The sequence below is a fragment of the Pseudonocardia hierapolitana genome, assembly GCF_007994075.1.
In the GTDB taxonomy this organism is placed as follows: Bacteria; Actinomycetota; Actinomycetes; order Mycobacteriales; family Pseudonocardiaceae; genus Pseudonocardia; species Pseudonocardia hierapolitana.
Window position 1 is genome coordinate 4685392 of record NZ_VIWU01000001.1, and the last position, 17186, is coordinate 4702577.

Consider the following 17186-nt stretch of genomic DNA (forward strand, 5'->3'; position numbering starts at 1 on the left):
GCGGTCGCTAGTGTCTGTCTTGTGGCAGATCTCGGCGCGATCGTGAAGGCCTATGACATCCGCGGTGTTGTCGGCGAGCAGCTCGACGCCCCCACCGTCCGCGACATCGGTGCGGCCATGGCCGCGCTCGTGCGAGGCGAGGGTGCGCAGGGGGTCGTGATCGGCCACGACATGCGCGACAGCTCCCCCGAGCTGGCCGCGGCATTCGCCGAGGGCGTCACGGGGCAGGGCCTGGACGTCGTCTCGATCGGGCTCGCGAGCACCGACATGCTGTATTTCGCCTCGGGCACGCTCGGCCTGCCCGGCGCGATGTTCACCGCGAGCCACAACCCGGCCAAGTACAACGGCATCAAGCTCTGCCGCGCAGGCGCCACCCCGATCGGGCAGGACACCGGGCTCGCCGCCATCAGGGCGGCCGTCGAGGCGGGCGTGCCCGCGGGGCCGGGTGGCGGCACGGTCACCCACCGCGAGCTGCTCGCCGACTATGCGGCCTACCTGCGCAAGCTCGTCGACCTCAGCGCGTCCCGCCGGCTGCGGGTGGTCGTGGACGCGGGCAACGGGATGGGCGGCCACACGGTGCCCGCGGTGTTCGAGCCGCTTCCGTTCGACGTCGTGCCCCTGTACTTCGAGCTCGACGGAACGTTCCCCAACCACGAGGCCAACCCGCTCGACCCCGCCAACCTCGTCGACCTGCAGAAGCGGGTCGTCGCCGAGGGTGCCGACCTCGGCCTCGCGTTCGACGGCGACGCCGACCGCTGCTTCGTCGTCGACGAGCGCGGTGAGCCGGTGAGCCCGAGCGCGATCACGGCCCTCGTCGCCGTCCGGGAGCTGGCCAAGGCGCCCGGCTCGGTCGTGATCCACAACCTGATCACGTCGAAGGCGGTGCCCGAGATCGTCGCCGAGCACGGCGGCAGCCCCGTGCGCACGCGTGTCGGGCACTCCTTCATCAAGCAGACGATGGCCGAGACCGGTGCGGTGTTCGGCGGCGAGCACTCGGCGCACTACTACTTCCGCGACTTCTGGAAGGCCGACTCCGGAATGCTGGCCGCGCTGCACGCGCTCGCGGCGCTCGCCGAGCAGGACGGGCCGCTGTCGCAGCTCATGGCCGACTACGAGCGCTACTCCGCCTCCGGCGAGATCAACTCGACGGTCGCGGACCAGGCCGACCGGATCGCCGCGGTCAAGCAGACCTACGGCGCCCGCGAGGGCGTCGAGTTCGACGAGCTCGACGGGCTCACCGTGAGCTTGCCGGACGGCTCATGGTTCAACCTGCGCCCGTCCAACACCGAGCCGTTGCTGCGGCTGAACGTCGAGGCGGCCGACGCCGCCGCGATGGCGGCGCTGCGCGACGAGGTGCTCGCGGTCGTCCGGGCGTAGCAGCCGGCCACAGGCGAAAACGAAACGGGCGGACCGCGCCGCGCACTGGCAACATCGCGGGCAGTTCCGCCTGCCCTTGCGAAGGAGGAGGCCGTGGCCGTACAGCTCGACCCCCAGCTGATGGAGATACTGGCCTGCCCGTCCGACGACCACGCGCCGTTGCGGGCCGGCACACCGGCCGACCCCGACGCGGACGTCCTCACGTGCACCGAGTGCGGGCGGGGGTTCCCGGTCGTCGACGGGATCCCGGTGCTGCTGCTGGACGAGGCGACCCCACCCACTTCGGCTCCGGCCGGCTGACCGTGCTCGACGACACCCTGCTCGCCGATCCGAGGGCCCTTGCCGCGCTCGACACGGGCGGCGTCCTGCGTTCCGCCGCCACGGCGGGCGCGCAGGTGCGTTCGGCCGCGCAGAGCGCGGCCGAGGCCGATGTCGGCGCTCTGGCCGGTCACCGGCCTCGGGCCCTCGTGCTGCTGCGCAGGCCGGGCGCGTCCGCCACGGCCACCGGCATCCTCGCGGCTCTGCTGGGCCCGGCGGCGCCGGTACCGGTCGTGGTCACCGATGCCACGCCGTCGTGGATCGGGCCGCTCGACGTGGTGGTCGCCCACACCGCGGAGGCCACCGACGCCGAGCTCGCCGACAGCGTCGTGCTCGCCGTGCGCAGGGGAGCCGAGGTGGTGCTGTCGGCACCCGTCGAGGGGCCGGTCGCGTCGGCGGGCGCCGGCCGGGCCCGGCTGATCGAACCGCGCATCCCGGTGCCCCCCGGGCTGGACCTGCCGAGTGCGCTGGCCGTCGGGCTGGCCGCCCTGCGCGCGCTCGGCCTGCTCGACGGGCCGCTCGACCCGGCGATGGACGCCCTGGCCGACGCCCTCGACGCCGAGGCCGAGCGCAACCAGCCCGGCCACGAGCCGTTCATGAACCCGGCGAAGTCCCTCGCGCTGCGCCTCGCCGACCACACCCCGCTGCTGTGGGGCACCGACCGGCTCGCGGCCGCTGTGGCCGCTCACGGCGCCACCGCACTCGCGACTCACGCCGGCGTCGTCGCCCACTCGGGAGAGGCCACCGAAGGGGCCGGTGCCACCGCGCTCGTGCGGGCGCTCGACCGCGGGGCGTCCGGCGTCGACATCTTCCGCGACCCGTTCGCCGACCCGGACGGTCCCGCGGAGGCACCCCCCGTGCGTCTCGTGCTCCTGGCCACCGGGGAGGATGACCCCGGCCAGGTGACGCTGCGGCGTGCCGGGCGAGGGTGGCCGTCGGCCGACGTGCTGCACCCGGTGGACGAGGTGGCGCGCGGCACCCGCCACGCCGCCCTGCTCCGGGCTGCGCTGCTCGCGTCCCGGCTGGACGTGGCCGCGGTGTACCTGGGACTGGCCACCCGCACGATCGAGCCTGCCTGAGGAGAGCTGACCGGACGTGGAGCTGCTGGACAACCCCGTGCGTGCCTACGCGTGGGGCTCGCGCACGGTGATTCCCGACCTGCTGGGCCAGGAGGTGCCCTCGCCGCATCCGCAGGCGGAGATGTGGCTCGGGGCCCATCCGGCGGACCCGTCGCACCTCGTCCACGCGGACGGGGGGCGGAGCTCGCTGCTCGACGCGCTGGCCGCCGACCCGAAGCAGCTGCTCGGGCCGGAGCGCAGCGACCGCTGGGACTCCACGCTGCCGTACCTGCTCAAGGTGCTGGCCGCCGACGAGCCGCTGTCGCTGCAGGCGCACCCGAGCATCGAGCAGGCAAGGGCGGGGTTCGCCCGCGAGGAGGCCGCGGGGATCGCCCGCGACGCATCGCACCGCAACTACAAGGACGCCAACCACAAGCCCGAGCTGATCTGCGCGCTCACCGAGCTGCACGCGCTCGTCGGCTTCCGCGACCCGGCGGCCACGGTCCGGCTGCTGCGGGCCCTCGGGGTTCCCGAGCTCGCCGGGCACGCCGAGCTGCTGGCCGCCCAGCCGGATGCCGACGGTCTGCGCGCGCTGTTCACGACGTGGATCACGCTGCCGCAGGCCGTGCTCGACACGCTCGTGCCGGCACTGCAGGAGGGCTGCGTCCGCCTGGCGGGCAGCGACGCGGAGTTCTCCACCGAGGCGCGCACGGTGCTCGAGCTGTCGGAGCGCTACCCGGGCGACGCGGGCGTGCTGGCCGCGCTGCTGCTCAACCGGGTCACGATCGAGCCGGGCGAGGCCCTGTACCTGCCTGCGGGCAACCTGCACGCGTACCTGTCGGGGGCGGGCATCGAGCTGATGGCCAACTCCGACAACGTGCTGCGCGGTGGGCTCACCCCGAAGCACGTGGACGTGCCCGAGCTGCTGCGCGTGCTCGACTTCCACTCCACCCCGCCGCCGATCGTCGCCGGGAAGCCGGACGGCGACTGGGTGCGGTACGACACGCCGGCCGAGGAGTTCCTGCTCCGCCGCTTCGACGGTGCCCCGGGCAGCCCGGTCTCGGTGCCCGACGGTGGGCCGCGCATCCTGTTGTGCACGGCCGGCGCGGCGTGCGTCCGTTCCCTCGCGGGCGAGCTGGAGATCGGCCGTGGCGCGTCGCTGTGGCTGAGTGCCACCGACACGTCCGTCACGATCGAGCCGCGCGCCGAGGCCACCCAGCTGTTCCTGGCCGGCGACGGCCTCGCCGTCTGACCTGGGTGTCCCGCTACCCGCGGTAGACCAGACGGCGCAGGAGCGCATCAGCCGGGCCGGGGCGGCCGGCCCGGCGCAGCAGATCGGCGGCCACCACCGTGGCCAGCCACACCCCGAGTCCGACGGCGGCCGCCGCGGCGACGCCGACGGCGCCGCTGAGATCTGCCGTGTAGGGCTCGAGCAGCAGGAACCACGCGACCGACTGCGCCAGGTAGCAGGTCATGGACCGCCGGCCGCACGCGGCGAGCGCGGCCGTGACGGGGCCGTGGGCGGCCCGCCGGGCCAGCCGCGCCGCGACGAGCCCCACCAGGGCGGCGTAGCCGAGCCCGCCCGCGTACCCGGCGGCGGTGTGCAGCGTCGCCACGGTGACGAGGACGGCGGTCTCGGGGTGCCACAGCCCGGTGGTGACGAAGGCGTAGGGGATGCCGCCGACCGCGGCGATCGTGATGCCGGCGATCGCGACCCGCGTGAGCAGGCGCCGGTGCCGCTCGGGCTCGTCGAGGAGCCTGCGGTGTCCGGCCCACATCCCCACGAGGACGGGTGCCGCGGCCATCACGGCGTTCAGGGGCACGATCAGCGGGAACACCGCGGCCCGGAAAGCCGCCGAGCCGAGCGGGCCGACCTCGTGCGACAGCTCACCGCCCGCGGGAAGGGCGAGCAAGCTGCCGTACGCGAGGGCGCCGAGAGCCGCGGCGCATCCTGCGACGGCGAACAGGCGCGCGTTCGGCCAGCGCAACGCGCTGACGAGCAGGAGGGCGAGGATGCCGTAGGAGGCGAGGATGTCACCGGGGTAGAGCAGCAGGACGTGGGCGAAGCCGAACGCGATCAGCCATGCGCCGCGGCGGCGCAGCAGCCGGCGCGCCCCCGCCCAGCCGAGTGCGGTCTCCCTGCTGCGGAGGATCTGCACCATCCCGTAGCCGAAGAGCGCGGCGAACATCGGGTATCCGCGGCTGTCGACGAACAGCGTCAGCAGGGTCTGCACCGCGGTGTCCAGGGCAGGCCCCGGCCCGGGGACCGGGCCGATGAACGGGCGCGCGAGCACCTGGGAGTGGGCGAGCGCGATGACGGCGAGCATCGTGCCCCTGGCCAGGTCGGGGGCGAGGGCGCGCACCCGTGGCGCGACCGGGGGTTCGGAGCGGAGCGAGGACACATCGGGCCTCTCGTAAGATACGGACTCGTAGCTGACGCAGATTAAGCTACGCACGCGTATCTCAGCAAGGAGGGTCATGGCCGCACGAACGCGGCGCCGGGGTGAGGCGCTCATGGCGGCTCTGCACGACGCGGTGCTCGCCGAGCTCGACGAGGTGGGCCTCGGGCGGCTGACGATGGAGGGCATCGCCCGCCGGGCCGGCACGCCCAAGACCACGCTCTACCGGCGCTGGGCGGCGCCCGAGGAGGTGCTGCTCGATGCGATCGCGGCCGCGTACCCCGTGGAGGAGCCCTCACCGGCCGCAGACGACCTGCGGGGAGACCTGATCGCGGCCCTGGAGCTGCTGCTCGAGTGGTCGCGCCACCCCACCGCACGTGCCGTACAGGCGATCATGCTCGAACGACACCGGCATCCCGGCCTGGTCGAGCGGCTGCAGGGCGTCTTCGACCGGTCCGGGCGGCGGTTCACCGCCACCGTGCTGCAGCACTACGCCCGCCTCGGCCACGTCGATCCCGCCCTGGTCACGCCCGTGGTCGAGGAGATCGGCGAGGCACTGGTGTTCAAGCACATCGTCGACGCCGGGGAGGAGCCGACGCGGCAGCGGCTGGCGGAGATCGTCGACCAGGCCATACTTCCGGCCGTCGGGATTCGTCCGGTTGGTGCCGACTACTAGGCTTCGCGCCATGGCAGCGAGTGGGGGAACGCGGGCGATCGTGGCGGCGTTGATCGCCAATGCCGGGATCGCGCTCGCGAAGTTCATCGGGTACCTGATCACGGGGTCGTCCTCGATGCTCGCCGAGTCCGTGCACTCGGTCGCCGACACGTCCAACCAGGGTCTGCTGCTGCTCGGCGGCCGCACCGCCCGGCGCGCGGCCACCGCGGAGCACCCGTTCGGCTACGGCAGGGACCGGTACTTCTACTCGTTCGTCGTGGCGCTGCTGCTGTTCACGCTGGGCTCGGTGTTCGCCCTGTACGAGGGCATCCACAAGCTGGAGTCCCACGAGCCGCTCACGTCGCCGATCGTTGCCGTCGTGATCCTCGTCGTCGCGATCGGGCTGGAGTCCTTCTCCTTCCGCACCGCCATCGTCGAGTCCCGCCCGCTGAAGGGGTCCGGGACGTGGTGGCAGTTCATCCGGCAGGCGAAGGTCCCCGAGCTGCCGGTCGTGCTGCTGGAGGACCTCGGCGCGCTCGTCGGGCTGGTCCTCGCCCTGTTCGGCGTCGGGCTCAGCGTCCTCACCGGCGACCCGGTGTGGGACGCGATCGGCACCATCTGCATCGGTGTGCTGCTGGGTGTCATCGCGGTCATCCTGATCATCGAGATGAAGAGCCTGCTCATCGGCGAAGGCGCCGCGCCCGCGGTGCTATCCGACATCGTCTCGGCCCTCGAGTCGGGCGACGTGCAGCGCGTGATCCACATCAAGACCCAGTACCTCGGGCCGGAGGAGCTGCTGGTGGCCGCGAAGATCGCGCTCGCGCCCGACCTGCCGCTCGAGTCCGTCGCCTCCGCCATCGACGCGGCCGAGGTGCGGGTCCGCGAACGCGTGCCGGACGCGCGGATCATCTACCTGGAACCCGATCTCGACCGGGCTGCGCTCGCGGGCTGACCGTCGCTGCGCGGGGTGGCCGGTGCGCCCCGTGACCGTTAGGTTTCCCGGATGGCCCTCGGCGAGACCCGCAACGGGATCATGCGTACCAAGTCGGTCGAGCAGTCCATCGCCGACACCGACGAACCGGACAGCAGGCTCCGCAAGGACCTGACGACCTGGGACCTGATCGTCTTCGGCGTCGCCGTCGTGGTCGGAGCCGGCATCTTCACCCTGGCCGCCAGCACGGCGGGCGACGTGGCGGGGCCATCGGTCTCGCTCGCGTTCGTCCTCGCCGCGATCGTGTGCGCGCTCGCGGCGCTGTGCTACGCCGAGTTCGCCTCGACGGTGCCGGTGGCCGGCAGTGCGTACACGTACTCGTACGCCACCTTCGGTGAGTTCATCGCCTGGATCATCGGCTGGGACCTGGTGCTGGAGTTCGCCGTGGCCGCCGCGGTGGTCGGCAAGGGCTGGTCGGTGTACCTGGAGACGGTCTTCAGCCAGTTCGGCGCCGACGTGCCGACCACGGTGACGGTCGGCGGGATCGACGTCGACTGGGGCGTGCTGCTGCTCATCGCCGTGCTCACGACCCTGCTCGTGCTCGGGACGAAGCTCTCCAGCCGGTTCAGCATGGTGATCACGACGATCAAGGTCGGGATCGTCCTCTTCGTGATCCTCCTCGGGGTCTTCTACATCAACGCCGCGAACTACAGCCCGTTCATCCCGCCGCCCGCCCCGGCGGAGTCGGAGGCGGGGTCGGGCCTGGAGCAGTCGCTGCTCTCGCTCTTCGGCGGCGAGGCGAACAGCACCTTCGGCATCTACGGGCTGCTCGCGGCCGCCTCGCTGGTGTTCTTCGCGTTCATCGGGTTCGACATCGTCGCGACGACGGCCGAGGAGACCAAGAACCCGCAGCGCTCGGTCCCGCGCGGCATCCTCGGGTCGCTCGCCATCGTCACGGTGCTCTACGTGGGCGTCTCCCTGGTGCTCACCGGGATGGTGCCCTACACCGACCTGCAGACCCAGCCCGACGGAACCCGCGCCACGCTCGCCACCGCGTTCGCGGCGGTCGGGGTGAACTGGGCGGCCACGATCATCGCGGTCGGCGCGCTCGCCGGCCTCACCACCGTGGTGATGGTGTTGCTCCTGGGGCAGGTCCGGGTGGCGTTCGCGATGTCCCGCGACGGGCTGCTGCCGCGCGGGCTGGCGCACACCGGCTCGCACGGCACCCCCTACCGGGCCACCCTCCTCATCGGGGCGATGGTGGCGGTCGTCGCCACGTTCTTCCCGATCGGGGCGCTGGAGGAGATGGTCAACATCGGCACGCTGTTCGCGTTCGTGCTGGTGTCCATCGGCGTGGTGATCCTGCGACGCAGCCGGCCGGACCTGCCGCGGGCCTTCCGCACGCCGCTGGTGCCGCTCGTGCCGATCCTCTCCGTGCTGGCCTGCCTGTGGCTGATGATCAACCTGTCGGTCGAGACCTGGCTGCGGTTCGTCATCTGGATGGTGATCGGCATCGTCGTCTACTTCGCCTACGGCCGGTCCCACTCCCTGGTCGGGCGCCGCGCACGGGGCTGAACATTCCCTTGCGGCTATATATCTGCCTTGGTATGTTCGGTTCGTGACGTTCGAGGTCCTCGCCGAGCCGGTCCGCCGCCGGATCCTCGACCTGTTGCGGGAACGCCCGCGGCTGGTCGGGGAGCTCACCGCGGAGCTCGGCCTCAGCCAGCCGGGCACGTCGAAGCACCTGCGGGTGCTGCGCGAGGCCGGGCTGGTGAAGGTCAGGGCCGACGCGCAGCGGCGGTGGTACGAGCTCGACCCGGCCCCCCTCGCCGAGGTCGACGAGTGGCTCGCGCCGTACCGCTGGATGTGGGCCGACCGGTTCGACGCCCTCGAGCGGCACCTCGATGCAGACGCGGAGGAGACATGACCGAGAGCCTGCAGACCCGGGACGGCCGTTCCGTGCTGCGCATGGAGCGGTGGTTGAAGCACCGGCCGGAGAAGGTCTGGAAGGCGGTGACGGAGCCCGAGCGGCTCGCGGACTGGTTCCCCGGGAGCGTCACACTCGACCTGCGGGCAGGCGGTGCCCTCACCTTCGAGTTGGACGGCGACGGCGACACGGGAACCATCACCGACCTCGACCCTCCCCGGCTGATCGCGTACACGTGGGGCACCGACCACCTGCGCTGGGAGCTGCACCCGGACGGCGAGGGCACCCGGCTCGTCCTCCTGCACACCTTCGACGACCGGGCGGGCGCGGCGAGCTTCGCCGCCGGCTGGCACACCTGCATCGTCGCCCTCGACCTCGCGCTCGACGGACGTGCGGGCGCGGATCCCGGTGTGGACGACATCGCGCTGCACGAGCAGCTCCTCACGCAGTTCGGGCTCGATGCCGGCACCGTCGAGACCGGGGCCGCCGGGTGGCAGGTGCGGCACGAGCGCCAGCTCACCCGTCCCGCCGACGGGGTGTGGGGCGCCCTGACCGACCTCGCTCCGCCGGGCGCCTCCGTCCGTGGCCGCATCCTGGAGCACGACGCCGAGGAGGGCGGCTCGGTGCGGTGGGAGCTGGTGGCGGGTACTGGGCACGGCACCCGGCTGGTGCTCACCCACACCGGCGCCGACGGCGACCCGCAGGCAGCCCTCGCGGGAGACCGGGCACGGATCGCGCAGCTCCTGGACCGCCTGGAGGCGGTCCCGACGGGCCGCTGAACCCCCATCGGCGAGTCCGACGTTCAAGCACGGCGAGTCGGGCGAACGCGCACCGTGCGCGACTGCCCGACACGCCGGGCGGGATGTCGGACTCGCCGGCGGTCAGGGAAGCAGGACGAGCTCCCGGGCCGGGTCGTGGGATGAGATCGGCGCGCCGTCCACGCGGACGTCCGCCCGGCGCGCCGTCGCCTCGGCCGCGAAGTGCGCCGCCTCCTGCCGGGCCCAGCGCTCCCAGTGCGGGCGGTAGGTCTCGCCGTCACGCGCGATGCCGCGGCGGAACCGCTCGTCCCGCGGCGCCTCGATCCACACCAGGAGGACGGCCCGTTCCGCGATGACCCGCGCCCCGCACCCCGCGCCCTCGACGACCAGCAGCTCCGGAGTCCCGAGGTCGTGCGCCTCGGCGAACTCGCCGCAGTGCCAGTCGTAACGGCGGTAGCAGGCGGGCCTGCCGGCCGCCAGCGGCGCGACGACCTGCGCGTACAGCAGTGGGACGGAGGCGGCGAGGCCGTCCCAGCCGGGGTAGACGTCGTCCATGTGCAGCACCGGCGGGCCGCCGAGCGCAGCGGCGACCCGCCCGGCGAGTGTCGTCTTCCCGGAGCCGGACGGGCCGTCGATGCAGACCAGCCGGGTGGCACCGCATCGCGGTGGCGCCGCCAGCACCTGCTCGGCAAGCGCGGCGATCTCCACGATGCTCTCCACGCCGGCAGGCTACGGGCAGCCCTCGCAGGTTCAGGAAAGCCACATTCAAGGCTCTGCAGGCCCTGAATGTGGCTTTCCTGAACTTCCACGCCGAGGGTTCAGCAGAGCAACGGGAGGCGGGCTGCCGCCGCCCCCAGGGCCCGCCTCTCGCCGCCGCCTGGCGGGACCCGGCCGGTCCCGAGCAGCGCCCAGCGCTCGTCGGGCCAGTCTGCCGGTGCGGGGTGGCCGAGCAGCGCGTCCAGCGTGCAGCGCACCAGCGCGAGCGGCTCGGCCCGCGGGCCCGGTCGGCGCAGCTCCATCACGAGGTCGAGGTGGTGGATGGCCGCCTTCACCGCGAGCGTGGTGACGAGGTCCACGGCCTGCAGGACGTGCCCGCGGGTCGCCACCAGCGCCTCGGGCGGCGTGCGCCCGGCGAGCGCGACGACCGCCCGCGTGGTCTCCATGAACGTGCGCACCAGGTCCTCGAGCTCCCACGCCCCCGAGATCGTGCGCAGGTTGCGCAGCTCGCGGAAGCCGGGGTCGTCGGTCGGCTCGCCGGCCGTCCACCACGTCACCGCGTCGCGGTCGGCCGGCCCGGCGGCCGGCGTGGCCAGCGCCACCAGCGCCCGCTGGACGTCGCCCAGCAGGTGCACGAGCAGATCGCGCACCGTCCACCCCAGGCAGCGGGTGGGCAGCCAGGAGTCCTCCTCCTCCAGCGAGGAGGCGATCGTCGAGATGTCGGAGTAGGCGATCCGCAGCGCGGTGAACTCCGGGCTCGGCAGCGGTTTCGTCCGCGTCTGATCGTTCCGCGGAGCTCCGCTCAGCGTCGTCTGTTCGCTCCGCGGAGCTCCGCTCAGCGTCGTCTGTTCGCTCCGCGGAGCTCCGCTCAGTGCCGGCGGCAGGCCCCCGTTCTGGTGGGTGGTGGGAGTGCGGGGTGGAACGAGTGGTGCGGTCGTCATGTCCTGCCGTCGTCGGTCGTGCTGGCCGCTGCGGGCGCGGCTACCTGGTAGCCACCGAACTTCTCACGAAGCGTCTTCTTGGAGAACTTCCCCACGCTGGTCTTCGGCACCTCGTCGATGAACTCCACCGCATCGGGGAGCCACCACTTCGCCACTCGCGGTTCCAGGTGGGCGATGACCTCCTCAGCGGTGAGGGTCTCCCCGGGCTTGACGACGACGCACGCGAGCGGGCGCTCGACCCATTTCGGGTGCGGGATCGCGATCACGGCGGCCTCGGCGACCTTCGGGTGCGACATGATCTCGTTCTCCAGGTCGACGGAGCCGATCCACTCCCCGCCGGACTTGATGAGGTCCTTGGTGCGGTCCACGATCCGGAGGAAGCCGTAGCGGTCGACGGCCGCGACGTCGCCGGTGCGCAACCAGCCGTCGTCGGTGAACTGGGCGCGTCCGCCCTCGCCGCGGTAGTACTCGGCGGCGATCCACGGCCCGGCGGCCTGGATCTCGCCGGTGGCGACGTCGTCCCACGGCTGCGGCTCGCCCGTCGCCGGGTCGACCAGCCGCAGGTCGACCAGCGGCACGGCCTGGCCCTGCCGCGCGCGGACGTCGGCGCGCTCGGCCTCGGTGAGCGGCTCGTGCTGCGTGCGCAGGGTGCACATCGTGGCGATCGGGCTGGTCTCGGTCATGCCCCATGCGTGCAGCATCGGCACGCCGATCGCCTCCCGGTAGGCCTCCGACAGCGCCTTCGGCACCGCCGAGCCGCCGCACAGGATCGCGCGCAGCGCACTCAGGTCGTGCTGGGCGAGCAGCGGCTGCATCCCCATCCAGATCGTCGGCACACCGCCGGTGACGGTGACCCGGTGCCGCTCCAGCAAATCGGCGATCGCCTGCGGGGTCATGTTCGGGCCGGGGAGCACCAGGTCGGTGCCGGCGAGGAGGCATCCGTAGGGAAGTCCCCACGCGTTCGCGTGGAACATCGGGACGACCGGCAGCACGACGTCGCGCTCGGACAGCGCGGCGCCGTCGGCGATCAGCGTGATCAGCGAGTGCAGCACCGTCGAGCGGTGGCTGTAGACCACGCCCTTGGGGTTGCCGGTGGTGCCGGAGGTGTAGCACATGGCCGCCGCGGTGTTCTCGTCCGCGATCTCGAACCGCCCCTCGAACGGGGTGGCCGCGGCGAGCAGCTCCTCGTAGTCGTGTACGCGCGGGTCGGAGGGGATCTCGGCCTCGGCGCCGTCGTCGATCACGATGACGTGGCGGACGGTCTCCAGCTTGTCGACCAGCGGCCAGAACAGCGGCAGCAGGGAGCGGTCGACGAACACCACCTCGTCCTCGGCGTGGTTCGCGACGTACACGAGCTGCTCGGGGAAGAGCCGGATGTTCAGCGTGTGCAGCACCCGCCCGGTGCACGGGGCGGCCAGGTAGAGCTCCAGGTGGCGGCCGGTGTTCCAGGCGAACGTGCCGACCCGGCCGTCCGCGCTCACGTCGAGCGTGTCGAGCACGGTGGCGAGCCGCCGGACCCGCTGCGCCCACTCGGCCACCGTGACGCGGCTCTCGCCGGTGGCGTCCGCGGTGACGATCGACTTGTGCCCGAAGTACTCCTCGGCCCGGTGGAAGACGTGCGGCAGGGCGAGCGGCCGATCCTGCATCAGACCGAGCATCGGGGTCTCCTCCGGGCGGCTGTGGCGCGAGTCACCGAAAGTTACCTCCCGACGCGTGGCTTCACCATCGGCTTCATCCAGCGCCATCCGGGTCACCAGCGGTTAGGCTCGTGCGCCGTGACGCCCACCGACCAGGCCGCATCGGTCTGCCTCGACGTGGGGTCGACGTGGACCAAGGCGGTGCTGGTGCACGCCGACGGATCCCTCGCGGGTTTCGCGGAGCACCGGACCACTACGGGCGACGTCCTCGCGGGCATGGACGCGGCGGTGCGCGCGGTGTCGGCGGCGGGCCGCGGTGACGAGCCGGAGCTGCTGGCATGCTCGTCGGCGGGCGGCGGGCTGCGCCTGGCGGTCGTCGGGTCCGACCGGCTGTCGGCGGCCGAGGCGGGGCACCGGGTGGCGGTCTCGGCCGGGGCGCACGTCGTCCACGTGCACGCAGGGCCCCTGGAACCGTCGGACGTCCGTTTGCTGCGCAGCGCCCGGCCCGGGGTGGTGCTGCTCGTGGGCGGCTCGGACGGCGACGACCCGGCCGGGCTGCTGCACAATGCCAGCCGTTTGGCCAGGGCGCGCATCCGGCACCCGATCGTGCTCGCCGGCAACTCCGCGGCCCGCGACGACGCGGTCGCCCTGCTGCGCGCCACCGGACGCAGCGTGGTGGCCTGCGACAACGTGCTGCCCCGCCGGGGCGAGGTGGTGCCCGGGCCCGCGCGCGCCGCGCTCGCGGACCTGTACCGGCGGCACGCGATCGGCGGGCGCGGTCCGGCCGTCGCTCCCCGGTTCCGCAGGCTCGTGCGGGTGGTCACGCCCGAGGCGGTGGGCCACGCGGCCACGCGGCTCGCCGCGATCTGCGACGCCCGGGTGCTCGTCGTCGACGTGGGCTGCGCGACAACCGACGTCCACTCGGCCGACCGGGCCGAGCCGGTGCGCACCGTCGAGGGCGACCTCGGCGTGCGCGCGGCCGCCGGTGGAGTGCTCGTGGAGAGCCAGACCGAGGGCATCGTCGACCCGGTGGAGGCCGATCTGCTCGGACCCACCGTCGCCCGCATGGCCAGCGAGACCGGCTACGTCCCGCGCGATCGGGGCAGCGCGGCCGAGGACCGCCGCATCGCCGCGCTGGCCGCCGTGGTGGCGGTCCGCAGGCACCTGCGCGTGCACGCGGGCGCCGGGCGCGACGTCGGGCTCGTGGTGCTGGCGGGCGGCGTGTTCCGCCAGCGGAACCTCGCGGGCGGGCTCGCGGCCGTGGTGGCCACCCTGCGCACCGACCCCGTGCTCGCCCCGGTGCTCGCCGGCGCGCCGGTCGTGGTCGACTCCGACTTCGCGGTCGTGCCCGCAGGGCTGCTCGCCGCCCGCGGGCGAACGGAGGCGGCGGAGTCGCTGCTGCGCGACCACCTGCTCGGCTGATCTGTCGAGGTTCCGCGTCCGCCTGCAGCAGTGGCGGCGAGGCCCCGCCCGCCGCCCCCTCGCCGGCCTCGGCGCACCCCGATTCCGCCGGCGCCCCGATTCCGCCGGCGCACCCCGTCGTGGCGGGCGCTACCCCTCGACGGGTAGCGCGGGCGGAGAACCGGTGCGTGAGCTCGGGCCCGGGCCGCGGTCAGGCCACCAGCACGACGATCAGCGTGCGGGGGCCGTGCACGCCCTCCACGCGCTCCAGCTCGATGTCGCTCGTGGCCGACGGGCCGCTCACGAACGTGATGGGGCGGGTCGGTTCGAGCGCGGCGAGCATCTCGGGCACGGTCTGCACGACCTGCTCGGCGCGCACGACGCAAACGTGCACGTCCGGGACCAGGGTGATGGCGCGCCTGCCCTGGTCGGGCGAGCCGTCGAGGGCGATCGTGCCGGTGGTGGCGCAGGCCGAAGCACATCCGGTGAGGACCGCGGCCGCGGTGTCCAACTCGGCGGGGGAGAGCCGGTCGTCGGTGAGGCGGGACGCCGCGAGCCCGTCCGGCCACCAGCCGTCCGGCAGACCGGGCGGCACGACCACGTTCCCGGTGGCGTCGGCCAGCGCGGTCCGCACCGCCTCCGCGACGCCGTCCGCCGGGGCGTCCAGCACGGTCGCCTTGTAGTCGACCAGCCGGTCTCGGAAGAGGTCGAGCAGCTCGGGCGCACCTGCCGGGTGGGTGCCTTCGCGGTGGTAGTCGCGCGGCACGGTCGGCGGCGCCGGGTGCCCGGCTGCTGCGTTCGCCGCGCGGATGCGGCCGAGCACCTCCTCCCGGGCGCTCATCCCGCACCTCCGCGTTCGCGCGCCCACCACTCGCGGAACGTCTCGGCAGGCGGGCGCGGGACGTCCCGGCTGGCCGTCCAGGCCGACAGCGGGGGCGGCAGCGTGCGGATCCGGCCAGTGCGCCTGCCCAGCAGCCGCCCCGCTCGCGAGGCCTTCTCGGCGGCCGCGAAACGGCGCGGCGACGACATCACCCAGGACGCCGCCGCCATCGCGATCGCCTCCGCGCTCGGCACGCGCCGCTTCCGCTGCTCGTCCACGTGCTGGGCACGCAGCCGCACCAGAAGCGACGGGATGTCGATCCGCACCGGGCAGGCGTCGAAGCACGCCCCGCAGAGGCTGGAGGCGTACGGCAGCGACGCGTTGTCCTCCACCCCGGTGAGCTGCGGTGACAGCACCGCGCCGATCGGCCCGGGGTAGACCGAGCCGTACGCGTGCCCGCCGGTGCGCTCGTAGACCGGGCAGACGTTGAGGCAGGCCGAGCACTTGATGCAGTGCAGGGCGCTGCGGCCCAGCTCGTCGCCGAGCACCGCGGTGCGCCCGTTGTCGAGCAGCACGAGGTGGAAGGCCTGCGGGCCGTCGCCGGGGGTGACGCCGGTCCAGGCCGACGTGTACGGGTTCATCCGCTCACCCGTGGAGGAGCGGGGCAGAAGCTGGAGGAAGACCTCCAGGTCCTGCCAGGTCGGCACGATCTTCTCGATCCCCATCACGGTGATCAGCGTCTCCGGCAGCGTGAGGCACATCCGCCCGTTGCCCTCGGACTCGACCACCAGCAGGGTGCCGGTGTCGGCGACGGCGAAGTTGGCGCCGGAGATCGCGACCTTCGCCCGCAGGAACCGCTCCCGCAGGTGCGCCCGCGCGGCCATGGCGAGCCGGCGCGGCTCGGCCGTCAGCTCCGGGTCCACGCCCGGCATCTCCCGCAGGAAGATCTCGCGGATCTCGGCGCGGTTGCGGTGGATGGCCGGCACGAGGATGTGGCTGGGCAGGTCGCCGCCCAGCTGGACGATGAGCTCGGCGAGGTCGGTCTCGTGCGCCTCGATGCCGGCCGCCTCGAGGGCCTCGTTGAGGCCGATCTCCTGGGTGGCCATCGACTTGACCTTGACGACCTCGGACGCTCCGGTCTCCTGCACGAGCCGGGTGACGATCGCGTTCGCCTCGTTGGCGTCGCGCGCCCAGTGCACGGTGCCGCCGCGGGCGGTGACCTCGCGTTCGAGGCGCTCCAGGTGCTCGTCGAGCCGCGCCATCGTGGCCGCCTTCAGCGCCGAACCGGCCAGGCGCAGCTGCTCCCAGTCGTCCAGCTCGCCGACGACGTTCGCGCGCTTGCCGCGGATCGTGCGGGTGGCGTGGCCGAGGTTGCGGCGCAGCTGGGAGTCGGCGAGCGCGCCGCGGGCGGCGTCGGGGAAGGAGTGCTCGCCACGCAGGTGCCCGACGCCGCGCGGCGCGGGGATCCCGAGGAAGGTCGTCACGATGTGCTCGCCAGGATCTCGGCCAGGTGGACGGTGCGGGTGCCGCTGCGCAGCCGGGACAGGCCGCCGCCGATGTGCATCAGGCAGGACGCGTCGCCCGCCGTGGCGACCTCGGCACCGGTGGACAGCACGTTGCGCATCTTGTCGGCCAGCATCGCGGTGGACGTGTCGGCGTTCTTCAGCGCGAACGTGCCGCCGAACCCGCAGCACTGGTCGGACTCGGGCAGTTCCAGCAGCGTCATGCCGCGGACGTTGCGCAGCAGGCGCAGCGGCTTGTCGGCCACGCGCAGCATCCGCAGCGAGTGGCACGTGGGGTGGTAGGTCACGCGGTGCGGGTAGTAGGCCCCGACGTCCTCCACCCCCAGGACGTCCACGAGCAGCTCGGAGAGCTCGTAGGTGCGGGAGGCCACGGTCTCGGCACGCTCGGCGAGCCGGTCGTCGTTCGCGCCGCGGGCGACCATCGCGTGCTGGTGGCGGACGCAGCCCACGCACGACCCGGACGGCGCGACGATCACGTCGTACGGTTCGAACGTCTCCACGTGGTGGCGCACGAGCGGCAGGGCCTCGCGCTGGTATCCCGTGTTGACGTGCATCTGGCCACAGCAGGTCTGGTCGGTGGGGAACACGACCTCGTGTCCCAGCCGCTCCAGCAGCGTGACGGTGGCCCGGCCGACCTCGGGGTGCAGCGCGTCCCCCAGGCACGTCAGGAACAACGCGATCCTCACGGCGTCACCCTATGTCCTCGGGCTCGGTTGACAGCCCC

The 17186-nt window shown here is 73.3% G+C and carries 17 protein-coding genes; 10 read left to right on the plus strand and 7 right to left on the minus strand.

The features are described from left to right. Positions 1-21 precede the first annotated feature (21 nt). From FHX44_RS22310 to manA, 4 genes are all read left to right on the plus strand, one after another. Positions 22-1377, plus strand: coding sequence for a phosphomannomutase/phosphoglucomutase (locus FHX44_RS22310; protein WP_147257569.1), 1356 nt, complete (start codon positions 22-24; stop codon positions 1375-1377). Between the two features lie 93 nt (positions 1378-1470). Further along, positions 1471-1677 carry a Trm112 family protein gene (locus FHX44_RS22315; protein WP_147257570.1) on the plus strand — a complete coding sequence of 69 codons (207 nt, stop codon included), beginning with the start codon at positions 1471-1473 and terminating at the stop codon, positions 1675-1677. Between the two features lie 2 nt (positions 1678-1679). Beyond that, positions 1680-2774, plus strand: a complete 1095-nt coding sequence (locus tag FHX44_RS22320; protein ID WP_147257571.1) for an SIS domain-containing protein — start codon at positions 1680-1682, stop codon at positions 2772-2774. Positions 2775-2790: 16 nt separating this feature from the next. Beyond that, positions 2791-4005: a mannose-6-phosphate isomerase, class I gene (gene manA, locus FHX44_RS22325; RefSeq protein ID WP_147257572.1), complete on the plus strand. Its 1215-nt coding sequence runs from the start codon at positions 2791-2793 to the stop codon at positions 4003-4005. 13 nt (positions 4006-4018) lie between these two features. Here the strand turns inward: manA and FHX44_RS22330 are convergent, their stop codons facing one another. Continuing rightward, positions 4019-5155 (minus strand): DUF418 domain-containing protein, encoded by a 1137-nt coding sequence (locus tag FHX44_RS22330; RefSeq protein WP_212612600.1) that lies wholly within the window; start codon positions 5153-5155, stop codon positions 4019-4021. Positions 5156-5231: 76 nt separating this feature from the next. Between FHX44_RS22330 and FHX44_RS22335 the strand changes: the two genes are divergently transcribed. From FHX44_RS22335 to FHX44_RS22355, 5 genes are read left to right on the plus strand one after another with little or no spacing between them, the layout of a single operon-like run. Further along, positions 5232-5828, plus strand: a complete 597-nt coding sequence (locus FHX44_RS22335) for a TetR/AcrR family transcriptional regulator (RefSeq protein WP_212612601.1) — start codon at positions 5232-5234, stop codon at positions 5826-5828. A 10-nt stretch (positions 5829-5838) separates the two neighbouring features. Further along, complete coding sequence (locus tag FHX44_RS22340) at positions 5839-6759, plus strand: cation diffusion facilitator family transporter (protein ID WP_147257574.1); 921 nt, start codon at positions 5839-5841, stop codon at positions 6757-6759. 51 nt (positions 6760-6810) lie between these two features. Further along, on the plus strand, positions 6811-8313 hold the full coding sequence (locus tag FHX44_RS22345) for an amino acid permease (RefSeq protein WP_147257575.1): 1503 nt from the start codon (positions 6811-6813) through the stop codon (positions 8311-8313). Positions 8314-8356: 43 nt separating this feature from the next. After that, entirely contained in the window at positions 8357-8665 is a 309-nt protein-coding gene (locus FHX44_RS22350) for an ArsR/SmtB family transcription factor (RefSeq protein WP_147257576.1), read from the plus strand. Continuing rightward, positions 8662-9444, plus strand: a complete 783-nt coding sequence (locus tag FHX44_RS22355; protein ID WP_147257577.1) for an SRPBCC family protein — start codon at positions 8662-8664, stop codon at positions 9442-9444. The genes FHX44_RS22350 and FHX44_RS22355 overlap by 4 nt, the downstream gene beginning before the upstream one ends. A gap of 102 nt (positions 9445-9546) precedes the next feature. Here FHX44_RS22355 and FHX44_RS22360 read toward each other — a convergent pair whose 3' ends face one another. From FHX44_RS22360 to FHX44_RS22370, 3 genes are all read right to left on the minus strand, one after another. After that, positions 9547-10143: a nucleoside/nucleotide kinase family protein gene (locus FHX44_RS22360; protein WP_212612602.1), complete on the minus strand. Its 597-nt coding sequence runs from the start codon at positions 10141-10143 to the stop codon at positions 9547-9549. Between the two features lie 98 nt (positions 10144-10241). Beyond that, positions 10242-11081: a maleylpyruvate isomerase N-terminal domain-containing protein gene (locus tag FHX44_RS22365; protein ID WP_147257578.1), complete on the minus strand. Its 840-nt coding sequence runs from the start codon at positions 11079-11081 to the stop codon at positions 10242-10244. Further along, positions 11078-12739: a long-chain fatty acid--CoA ligase gene (locus FHX44_RS22370; RefSeq protein WP_147257579.1), complete on the minus strand. Its 1662-nt coding sequence runs from the start codon at positions 12737-12739 to the stop codon at positions 11078-11080. Before FHX44_RS22370 ends, FHX44_RS22365 begins: the two co-directional genes overlap by 4 nt. A gap of 117 nt (positions 12740-12856) precedes the next feature. Here FHX44_RS22370 and FHX44_RS22375 point away from each other — a divergent pair, with 117 nt between their 5' ends. Further along, positions 12857-14140, plus strand: a complete 1284-nt coding sequence (locus tag FHX44_RS22375) for a glutamate mutase L (protein ID WP_147257580.1) — start codon at positions 12857-12859, stop codon at positions 14138-14140. A 190-nt stretch (positions 14141-14330) separates the two neighbouring features. On the opposite strand, the gene FHX44_RS22380 is transcribed toward FHX44_RS22375, so the two are convergent. From FHX44_RS22380 to FHX44_RS22390, 3 genes are read right to left on the minus strand one after another with little or no spacing between them, the layout of a single operon-like run. Continuing rightward, complete coding sequence (locus tag FHX44_RS22380) at positions 14331-14960, minus strand: LutC/YkgG family protein (protein ID WP_147257581.1); 630 nt, start codon at positions 14958-14960, stop codon at positions 14331-14333. Continuing rightward, on the minus strand, positions 14957-16423 hold the full coding sequence (locus FHX44_RS22385) for a LutB/LldF family L-lactate oxidation iron-sulfur protein (protein WP_147257582.1): 1467 nt from the start codon (positions 16421-16423) through the stop codon (positions 14957-14959). Before FHX44_RS22385 ends, FHX44_RS22380 begins: the two co-directional genes overlap by 4 nt. Next, positions 16420-17148: a (Fe-S)-binding protein gene (locus FHX44_RS22390; protein ID WP_147257583.1), complete on the minus strand. Its 729-nt coding sequence runs from the start codon at positions 17146-17148 to the stop codon at positions 16420-16422. The genes FHX44_RS22385 and FHX44_RS22390 overlap by 4 nt, the downstream gene beginning before the upstream one ends. Positions 17149-17186: the final 38 nt, after the last annotated feature.

What these genes read in the sequence shown, in the direction of transcription:
- FHX44_RS22335 (WP_212612601.1), top strand. Translation starts at nt 5,232, where the DNA reads ATGGCCGCACGAACGCGGCGCCGGGGTGAGGCGCTCATGGCGGCTCTG.
- FHX44_RS22340 (WP_147257574.1), top strand. Translation starts at nt 5,839, where the DNA reads ATGGCAGCGAGTGGGGGAACGCGGGCGATCGTGGCGGCGTTGATCGCC.
- FHX44_RS22345 (WP_147257575.1), top strand. Translation starts at nt 6,811, where the DNA reads ATGGCCCTCGGCGAGACCCGCAACGGGATCATGCGTACCAAGTCGGTC.
- FHX44_RS22355 (WP_147257577.1), top strand. Translation starts at nt 8,662, where the DNA reads ATGACCGAGAGCCTGCAGACCCGGGACGGCCGTTCCGTGCTGCGCATG.
- FHX44_RS22365 (WP_147257578.1), bottom strand. Translation starts at nt 11,081, where the DNA reads ATGACGACCGCACCACTCGTTCCACCCCGCACTCCCACCACCCACCAG.
- FHX44_RS22370 (WP_147257579.1), bottom strand. Translation starts at nt 12,739, where the DNA reads ATGCTCGGTCTGATGCAGGATCGGCCGCTCGCCCTGCCGCACGTCTTC.
- FHX44_RS22380 (WP_147257581.1), bottom strand. Translation starts at nt 14,960, where the DNA reads ATGAGCGCCCGGGAGGAGGTGCTCGGCCGCATCCGCGCGGCGAACGCA.